At 68.9% G+C, this 7,639-nt stretch carries 10 protein-coding genes; 8 read left to right on the top strand and 2 right to left on the bottom strand.

Translation table 11 applies throughout. From position 1 onward, the window contains the following. Positions 1-96 precede the first annotated feature (96 nt). Positions 97-318 carry an MbtH family protein gene (locus tag MYSTI_RS17765; protein WP_015349156.1) on the top strand — a complete coding sequence of 74 codons (222 nt, stop codon included), beginning with the start codon at positions 97-99 and terminating at the stop codon, positions 316-318. A gap of 65 nt (positions 319-383) precedes the next feature. Here MYSTI_RS17765 and fruA read toward each other — a convergent pair whose 3' ends face one another. Next, on the bottom strand, positions 384-1,073 hold the full coding sequence (gene fruA, locus MYSTI_RS17760; protein WP_015349155.1) for a response regulator transcription factor FruA: 690 nt from the start codon (positions 1,071-1,073) through the stop codon (positions 384-386). Between the two features lie 523 nt (positions 1,074-1,596). Between fruA and MYSTI_RS17755 the strand changes: the two genes are divergently transcribed. Then, a complete protein-coding gene (locus tag MYSTI_RS17755) occupies positions 1,597-2,352 on the top strand; it encodes an RDD family protein (protein ID WP_015349154.1) in 756 nt (251 codons plus the stop codon). A gap of 1 nt (position 2,353) precedes the next feature. Beyond that, entirely contained in the window at positions 2,354-3,346 is a 993-nt protein-coding gene (locus tag MYSTI_RS17750; protein WP_015349153.1) for a stage II sporulation protein M, read from the top strand. Here MYSTI_RS17750 and MYSTI_RS17745 read toward each other — a convergent pair. Beyond that, the gene (locus tag MYSTI_RS17745; protein WP_015349152.1) at positions 3,280-3,789 is read right to left on the bottom strand and encodes a J domain-containing protein; all 510 of its coding nucleotides are present in this window, start codon (positions 3,787-3,789) and stop codon (positions 3,280-3,282) included. The genes MYSTI_RS17750 and MYSTI_RS17745 overlap by 67 nt on opposite strands. Positions 3,790-3,920: 131 nt before the next feature. Between MYSTI_RS17745 and MYSTI_RS17740 the strand changes: the two genes are divergently transcribed. The 5 genes from MYSTI_RS17740 (at position 3,921) to MYSTI_RS17720 (ending at position 7,358) form a co-directional block, all read left to right on the top strand. After that, the gene (locus tag MYSTI_RS17740; RefSeq protein ID WP_015349151.1) at positions 3,921-4,463 is read left to right on the top strand and encodes a HEAT repeat domain-containing protein; all 543 of its coding nucleotides are present in this window, start codon (positions 3,921-3,923) and stop codon (positions 4,461-4,463) included. Positions 4,464-4,579: 116 nt separating this feature from the next. Further along, positions 4,580-5,107, top strand: coding sequence for a DivIVA domain-containing protein (locus tag MYSTI_RS17735; RefSeq protein WP_015349150.1), 528 nt, complete (start codon positions 4,580-4,582; stop codon positions 5,105-5,107). 3 nt (positions 5,108-5,110) lie between these two features. Then, positions 5,111-5,407: a DUF167 domain-containing protein gene (locus tag MYSTI_RS17730; RefSeq protein ID WP_015349149.1), complete on the top strand. Its 297-nt coding sequence runs from the start codon at positions 5,111-5,113 to the stop codon at positions 5,405-5,407. A gap of 12 nt (positions 5,408-5,419) precedes the next feature. Then, entirely contained in the window at positions 5,420-6,643 is a 1,224-nt protein-coding gene (locus MYSTI_RS17725; RefSeq protein ID WP_015349148.1) for a peptidase MA family metallohydrolase, read from the top strand. Positions 6,644-6,815: 172 nt separating this feature from the next. After that, complete coding sequence (locus MYSTI_RS17720; RefSeq protein ID WP_015349147.1) at positions 6,816-7,358, top strand: hypothetical protein; 543 nt, start codon at positions 6,816-6,818, stop codon at positions 7,356-7,358. Positions 7,359-7,639 lie beyond the last annotated feature (281 nt).

Raw genomic sequence — 7,639 nt, 5'->3', positions numbered from 1 at the left:
AGCAGTTCGTTCAGTGGTGCTCCGCCTACTTTTTACGGCGTTGACCACTTTTCCCGAGAAGTAAATAAGATGCAGTCACCTTCAGGAGTCACCCACATGGCGGACGAGCGAGAGGACACGACGATCTACAAGGTCGTCGTCAACCACGAGGAGCAGTACTCCATCTGGCCGGCGGACCGCGAGAACGCGCTCGGCTGGAAGGATGCGGGCAAGCAGGGACTCAAGGCCGAGTGCCTCGAGTACATCAAGCAGGTCTGGACGGACATGCGCCCGCTGAGCCTGCGCAAGAAGATGGAAGAAGCGGCGCTGAAGAACTGACGCCCTTCGACGCGCGACGGACCCCGGCGAGACCGCTGGGGTCCGTGGCGTGTGTGAGAGTGGCTTCAGAGGTCTGGTGGCGGACGGACCCCGAGATGACAGGCGCGCAGCGCGAGCTGGGTGCGATTCTCCGCTCCGAGCTTCCGGTAGAGCTGCGTGACGTGGGACTTCACCGTGCGCTCGGCGATTTGCAGGTGCGCGGCGATCTTCAGGTTGTCCGCGCCGCCCGCGACATACGCCAGCACCTCCCGCTCCCGTTGCGTGAGCGCCAACAGCACGCTCGCGGTGGGTGACGTCACGGGTGGATGCTCGAAGTCATTGCGCAGCAGCTGCACCGGGAAGAGCCGCTCACCTCGCACCAGCGAGTTGATGGCGGACGACACCGCGGACGTGCCCAATCCCTTTCGGAACAGGTATCCCGAGGCGCCTTCGTCGAAGCACTGGGAGATGACCTCCGGAGCGCTCACCGCCGATAGCAACAGCATGCGGACCTCCAGCCGCCGCTTGCGTGCCTCCCGGAGAAGGTTGATGCCTTCCGTCACCGAGCAGCCCACGGCCGCCTCGCTATCTCCCTCCACATCCATCACCGCCACCTGCGGCGGATCGGTTCCCAGCCCATCGAGGAAGAGGCGCACGTCCCTCGTCACCGAGGTCACCGCCACTCCCTCACCACGAAGGCCATCGGCGAGGTTCTCCCACGCCGCCCACGGTCCCTCGAGAATGGATACACGAATCGCAGCTTGATTGTTTGCCATGCGAAGGCCCCCCAGCCGCCATGGCGAATCACTTTTGACTTCTATGTTGACTGCTCCCGGCCTCCGGAAGACTCAGGTCAGCGGGAAGACGCTTCATGGTCGTGCATTCACGTCCGCTGAACCACTCCGGGGTCGGCCCATCGATGTAAGACCTGACTCCCTGATTCCTTTCAACTACTCACGACTCTCGACGTCCTTCCGGGCTCCACCTCCGCTGGAGCCCCACTCCTGGTTCCACGTCGCCAATACCCTAACACCGGGAAAGCGCGGTGGCGAAGGCACCCGGGACGCGAGTGTCAAGTGTGCGCGAATCGGATTGGATTCAGCCACCGCGTCCGTTGGTTCGTCATCGCTGTCTCGACCGCGACAGCGTTTTTGCGTCCAACAGTCAATATCCGGCGTCCCCCTGCGGGGACGCGACTGTCCGCCGCGCAACAGGCATTAAATTCGAGAACAACGTGATTATCTCGGCCGAAGGCGTTCCGGGGCGTGGCGGCGCCGGCGTGTATGCTGGGCACTGGACATGAGCACCGCCTCGACACCTCATCTCGCCGTGGCCACACCGGAGCGCGTGGCGCTGTCCCTGCCCGTTGCGGGCATCGGATACCGCTGCCTCGCGTGGTTGGTGGACGCCACCTTGCTGTTCTTCTTCTGGGTGGTGGCCTACTTCGTCTTCACGCTGCTGGTGTCCGACGTGCTGGGCGTGTTCCAGGGGTTGTCGGGCCTGGGCCAGACACTGCTGGTGGTGGGTGTCTTCGCGACGCAGTGGCTGTACTGGACGGTGGGAGAGGTCTTCTTCCATGGACAGACGCCGGGCAAGAAGGCCCTGCGCATCCGGGTGGTGCGCCTGGACGGCGCTCCGGTGGGCCTCTACGAAAGCGCGGTGCGCAACCTGTGCCGCGCGGTGGACTTCCTTCCCGGCCTCTACGCCGCCGGCTGCATCAGCATGCTGCTGACCCCACAGCACCGCCGGCTCGGGGACCTGCTGGCCGGGACGGTGCTCGTGCGCGATGAGCGCATCGACCTGGACAAGTACACCGCGGCGGCCCCGGGTGAGGCGGTGGCGGTGGCGGGACGGACGCTGGCACCGGATGAGGTGGAGCTGGTGCTAGCCTTCCTGACGCGCGCACCCGGCCTGCAGCCCGACGCACGCAGCAGGATGGGCGCGAAGCTGGTGGAGAAGCTGGGCGGACTCGCGGACGAGGAGAAGGCCGCGGTGCTCGCCTCCCCGGAAGCCACCGAGTCCTACCTGCGGGCTCGCGTGCGGGCGGAGCGCTGAGATGGCCGCCCCGCTGCCCACCTTCGTCGCCCAGCATCGGGCGGACTGGGATGCCTTGGAGGCGCTGCTCGCGCGTCAGCGAGACGGCTCGCTGACGCTTCCGGAGCTGCGCAAGCTGGACTCGCTGTACCGCCGCGCCGCGTCCGACCTGGCGCATGCGCAGACGTTCTACCCGGGCACCGACGCACACCGCTTCCTCAACCAGCTCTGCGCGCGGGCGTACGGGGCCATCTACCAACCTCCGCGTGAGCGCTGGGCCCAGGTCCGGGCGTTCTTCCGCCGCGACTTCCCCCGGACGCTGCGCCGGGAGCTGCGCTACGTGGGCGCCAGCGGCGCGCTGTTCATCCTGGGCCTGCTCCTGGGCGCGCTGGTGGTGCTGTGGGAGCCTCGCGGCGCGGAGCTGCTGGTGCCTTCCGGGGTTCGCCAGTACGTGGCCCAGGGCCGCATGTGGACGGACGACATCCTCTCCGTGGCCCCGCCCGACACGGTGTCCTCCGGCATCGCCACCAACAACCTCACCGTCACCATCCTGACCTTCGCCCTGGGCCTCTTCTACGGCCTGGGGACCATGTTCGTGCTGGTGAACAACGGCGTGCAGATTGGCGCCATCACCGCGCTGTGCGCGCGCGAGGGCATGGCGGGGCGGCTGCTGGACTTCATCGCCGCGCATGGGCCGGTGGAGCTGTCCATCATCGTCATCGCGGGGGGCGCGGGGTTGATGGTGGGCCAGGCCCTGGTCGACCCGGGAGAGCTCCCCCGGGGACAGGCGCTGGCCCTGCGAGGGCGCGAAGCGGTGAAGCTGGTGCTGGGCTGCGCGCCCTTCCTCGCCTGCATCGGCGTGGTGGAGGGCTACGTGTCTCCCGGCGACTTGTTCCCCACCTGGGCGAAGACGGCCCTGGGGCTCGGCCTGGGAGGCCTGTTCTGGGCCTACCTGCTGCGCGCGGGCAGGGCCGACGCGGAGGCCACGGAAGCCCCCGCGGTCAACGCCTCCTGACGCTTGCGCTGCTGGTGCCGGAGAATGCGCTCGTAGGCCACGTTCAGCTCGCGCATCTTCTCCACGGAGCCGCCCCGGTCCGGGTGCCGCTCCAGCGCCAGCGCGTGGTAGCGCGCGCGCACCTTCTCCGGGGAGTCCAGCGGCGACACGCCCAGCAGGTGGTACGGGTCCTGGTCCTCGATGGCGGACAGCCAGCGCTCCAGCCGGTCCTTCACCTCGATGAACCGCTCATCCTGCGCCCCGGAGTCCTTCACCGGGTGGGTGCGCACCTTCGCGTCCGCGCGGAGCACGTCGGTGTAGGTGCTGGAGACCCAGCGGTGACACCCCGAGCACCGGTAGTAGCGAACCCGGTTCCCCATCTGAAGGGTCATCCGGATGCCGCAGTGGGTGCACTCCACTTCGACGTTCTCCAGTGTCCGCCAGCTCGAACCCGCCGCGTTCATCAGCCCTTGCTCCCGTCAGCAACACGCCTGTAGCACGGGCAAGGTCCCACGTTGGGAGATCGCGTCAAGAAAATCTCCGCGCGACGCGCCGGAACGCGCTCCCCTCCCGGCTTTCGCGGTAGAACGGTGGCATGAGCCCCCTGCTCGTCGCCGGAATGCTGCTCGTCACCGCCGCCCCGGCCCGGACACCCGCCCCGGCCCGTCCCGCCGCCGAGTCGCCCCGCCCCGCGCCAGAGCCCCCCGCGGCTGCTCGGGTGGCCACCCCGGACGACACCGCCCTGCTGCGCGCCCTGCTCTGGGCCGCGCGCCCCGCCCCGGAGGAGATTCGCGCCATCGCCGTGGAGGACCTGGGACTGCTGGGAGACCCGCGCGCCCTGGACTCGCTCGCCACGTATCTCTGGGACCCCAATCCCCGCACCCAGCAGGCCGTGCTGCGCGCGGTGGCCCTCTTCCAGCACCCTCGCGCGGAGGAGTTGCTGGGCAACGTCGTGCGCCACCCCCGCATGCCGGACGCCTTGAAGATCCAGGCCCTCAACGGACTTGTCTTCCAGCGGACAGTCTCCGCGCGCCGCACCGTCCAGGACGCGGCCACCGACTCACGCCTCTCCTCCGCCGTGCAGAACGCCGCCCGCGCCGTCACCGCGCAGTGGGACGCGCCGCCCAGCACGCGCTGAGACACCCCACCCACCAGGCAGGCAGGCTGCGACTCGACAGGTGGCGCAAGCGCCCACCTCCCTGGGTCTTGGGCCGTTTCCTGGAGAAGTCGCCCCCCTGCGCTAGACTCGTGGGCATGAAGATCACCCCGCTCGACATCCGGCAGAAGCGGTTCGACACGGCGCTGCGAGGCTTCTCCCGCCGCGAAGTCGAGGCCTACCTCGAGTTGATCGCCGGCGAATTCGAGGAAGTGGTGAAGGAGAACATCGCGCTCAAGGAGGAGCTGAAGCGCACGCAGCTCAAGCTCGAGCAGCACCAGGAGCGCGAGCGCACCCTCCAGGAGACGATGGTCACCGCCCAGCGCATCAGCGAGGACCTCCAGTCCGCCGCGAAGAAGGAAGCGGAGATCATCATCGCGGACGCCGAGCACCAGGCGGAGAAGATCGTCCACGGCGCGCACCAGCGGCTGGTGCAGGTCGTCGAGGACATCAACGAGCTCAAGCGCCAGCGCACGCAGTTCGAGTCGCAGGTGCGCTCGGTGCTGGACGCGCACCAGAAGCTGCTGGAGACCTTCAAGAGCCCCACCTTCGCGGACCGCGACTACGCGCGCGTCGAGGACAACGTCGCGTACCTGTCCCAGAAGAAGGCCAACGTCAGCGAGTAGCCCATGGCGGTCCCCTGGCTGAAGGCCCTGCCGGAGGGGGTGGAGCTGGCCCTGCTCATCCAACCCCGGGCCTCTCGCACCCGTGTTGTCGGCGAGCATGACGGTCTGTTGAAAATCCAGCTCGCGGCTCCGCCCGTGGATGGAGAGGCCAACGCCGCGCTCCTGGAGTTCCTCGCCAAGAAGCTGGGGGTGCCCCGGCGCCAGGTCACCCTGCTGGCGGGTGACACATCGCGCAGAAAACGAGTCCAGGTCGCGGGGGTTGATGCGGCGCGGGCCGAGGCTGTTATGTCTGGGGCCTAGCGAGGCCCCCGCATGCGCCACTTGCTCGTCCTGCTTCTGTTGCTGCTGGCCATGCCAAGGGCGTGGGCCCAGCAGCTCGGTGAAGGCTCCGGCCCCCATCCGCATGGGCACGAAGCCCTGATGGCCAACGTGGTGCTCGTCCCGACCACCCGTCCCCCTGAAGTCGTGGGCGAGGTGACGACGCGGCGCTTCCGCATCCTCCACACGGAGAAGGCCACGGGCGCGGCGAAGGAGCTGGCCACCCAGATTGAGTCCGTGCGCGACAGCTTCGGGCAGATCCTCGGCCGGGACTGGCCTGGAATGACGGAGGTGCGGATAGGCGTCGGGCGCAAGGAGTTCGACGCCCTGGCGCTCCCGGGAGGCCGGCCCCCAGGCTGGGCCGTGGCGCTGGCCTACCCCGCCCATCAAATCATCCTGCTGGATGCCCTCAGCCTCAACGCGCCCGATGGACAGCAGACGCTGAGACATGAGCTGGCGCACGTGGCGCTGGGACAGCTCGCCCGAGGCTGGCCGCGCTGGTTCCAGGAGGGCGTCGCGCAGAATGTCACGGGTGAGCGCTTCTCGCTCACCCACTACTCCGCCCTCTTCCGCGCCGTCACCCAGGAGCGCGTCTTCCGCTTCACGGGGCTGTCCAGCTCGTGGCCGGACCGTCCCGCGGACGTGGAGATTGCCTACGCCCAGAGCGCCGCCTTCGTCGCGCACCTCACCGCCCGGTACGGCCCCCAGGCCATGCGCGAGCTGGTGGACGGGGTCAGCCGCGGCGAACATTTCGAAACCTCGTTCGCCAAGGCGTTCCGCACCTCGCTGGATGTGGAGGAGGATGGCTGGCGCGAGGGGCTCGCGGCCCGCTACGGCTGGCTGCCGCTCACCACCAGCTCCGCGCTGCTGTGGCTGACAGCCTCCGTGCTGTGTGTGGCCGCCTATGTCCGGCGCCACCGGCAGAAGGCCATCCGGCTGGCGGAGATGGCGGCCCAGGAAGCCGCGGACGAGGCCGCGCTGCGACTGATGCTCGTGGCGCAGCAGCAAGCCGCCGAGTCGGCCACACCCAACGCGCCGCTCCCCACGCAAGAGGTGTACTGGCAAAGCGCCCCCGCCGAGCCCGAGCAACCCGAGGCGGCCCCCCACGCGGAGTCCGCTTCCGGCGAGTTCACCGTGGCGCCGGAGCACGACAGTGAGCCGGTGGACAGGGAAGGCGACGGGGCCAAGGGCCGAGTGCCCAAGCCCACCCTCCACTGAGCTGTCGGGCCCCTGACGCAAACAGGCCCTCCGGGCACCTCTACAAGACAGACCCCGAAGAATTTACCTGCCCTCCTCCGTGAAGGTGTCGGCCGCCTCGCTAATCGCCTGATTTTCCTGAGTCTGCCCGACCCCAGTCGCTGGCAACCGCCTTGCTATGGCTCAGGGAGCGATGGCGAAGGCACCGGACATGACGGAGCGAGGACGTAGGGCAGCGGGGCTGGCGCGATTCTTCCGCCAGCAGCCGGACCGAATCGCGGCGCTGTGGCGCCGGATGCGGCTCACGGGGCACGAGACGGAAACGTTGCAGGCGCCCATGAGTCAGCTCGATGGGCTGGTGGAGCCCTTCATCCGCGAGCTGGGCCTGTCGCTGGAGGGGGATGAGACGAGCCCCTGGAGCCGCACGAGGGCCGTGCTCCGCCTGTCGCCCGAGCGGGGCGCGCGTGCGCTGCACGAGGAGTTCTCCGCGCTGAGGCGCTGTCTGGTGGACGCCGCGGAGGTGCTGGGCGGTGGGGATTGGGAGAAGGAGCGCATCAACCGCGCCGTGGATGAAGCGGTGGACTCGGCGGTGGCGCTGCTTCAGCGACTGAGGGATTCGCGCCTGGAGGGGCCTCGGGTGCCCTTCGGCGGGTTGGTGGTGGAGTACTTCGAGAGGCCGTCGAGCGTGAGGCACGTGCCGCCGGGCACGAGGGACGGACGTACCGCGATGCATTGAGGGGTGAGGTCGGGTTTGCCGACCCGTCCGGCTTGACGCTCCACACTGGGAGGGTCCGAGGCCGGCGGGAGGGAGCGCGCCAGGGGTGGGGACCTCATGGTGCGCCTTGTGGGGACGCGTGCTCCCACTGGGGAGTGGTGAGCGCGCATCGCGAGCCGCTGGCAAGACGCGTGGATGGGGGTCCGCGCGACTCGCCGGTCGGACGGGTCGGCTTTGTTTGTGAGTGTGGTGGGGACAGCACGTGGGGACGCGGGAGGGGACCTACGGGGGTGGGTGCTCCT

Origin of the sequence: Myxococcus stipitatus DSM 14675, assembly GCF_000331735.1 — a bacterium.
In the GTDB taxonomy this organism is placed as follows: domain Bacteria; phylum Myxococcota; class Myxococcia; order Myxococcales; family Myxococcaceae; genus Myxococcus; species Myxococcus stipitatus.
The sequence above is the reverse complement of the archived record's forward strand: the minus strand, read 5'-3'. Positions and strand labels throughout refer to the sequence as shown.

Bases quoted from the DNA above. Each gene is read 5' to 3' on its own strand.
- MYSTI_RS17765 (WP_015349156.1), top strand. From the start codon at position 97: ATGGCGGACGAGCGAGAGGACACGACGATCTACAAGGTCGTCGTCAAC.
- fruA (WP_015349155.1), bottom strand. From the start codon at position 1,073: ATGGCAAACAATCAAGCTGCGATTCGTGTATCCATTCTCGAGGGACCG.
- MYSTI_RS17755 (WP_015349154.1), top strand. From the start codon at position 1,597: ATGAGCACCGCCTCGACACCTCATCTCGCCGTGGCCACACCGGAGCGC.
- MYSTI_RS17750 (WP_015349153.1), top strand. From the start codon at position 2,354: ATGGCCGCCCCGCTGCCCACCTTCGTCGCCCAGCATCGGGCGGACTGG.
- MYSTI_RS17745 (WP_015349152.1), bottom strand. From the start codon at position 3,789: ATGAACGCGGCGGGTTCGAGCTGGCGGACACTGGAGAACGTCGAAGTG.
- MYSTI_RS17740 (WP_015349151.1), top strand. From the start codon at position 3,921: ATGAGCCCCCTGCTCGTCGCCGGAATGCTGCTCGTCACCGCCGCCCCG.
- MYSTI_RS17735 (WP_015349150.1), top strand. From the start codon at position 4,580: ATGAAGATCACCCCGCTCGACATCCGGCAGAAGCGGTTCGACACGGCG.
- MYSTI_RS17730 (WP_015349149.1), top strand. From the start codon at position 5,111: ATGGCGGTCCCCTGGCTGAAGGCCCTGCCGGAGGGGGTGGAGCTGGCC.
- MYSTI_RS17725 (WP_015349148.1), top strand. From the start codon at position 5,420: ATGCGCCACTTGCTCGTCCTGCTTCTGTTGCTGCTGGCCATGCCAAGG.
- MYSTI_RS17720 (WP_015349147.1), top strand. From the start codon at position 6,816: ATGGCGAAGGCACCGGACATGACGGAGCGAGGACGTAGGGCAGCGGGG.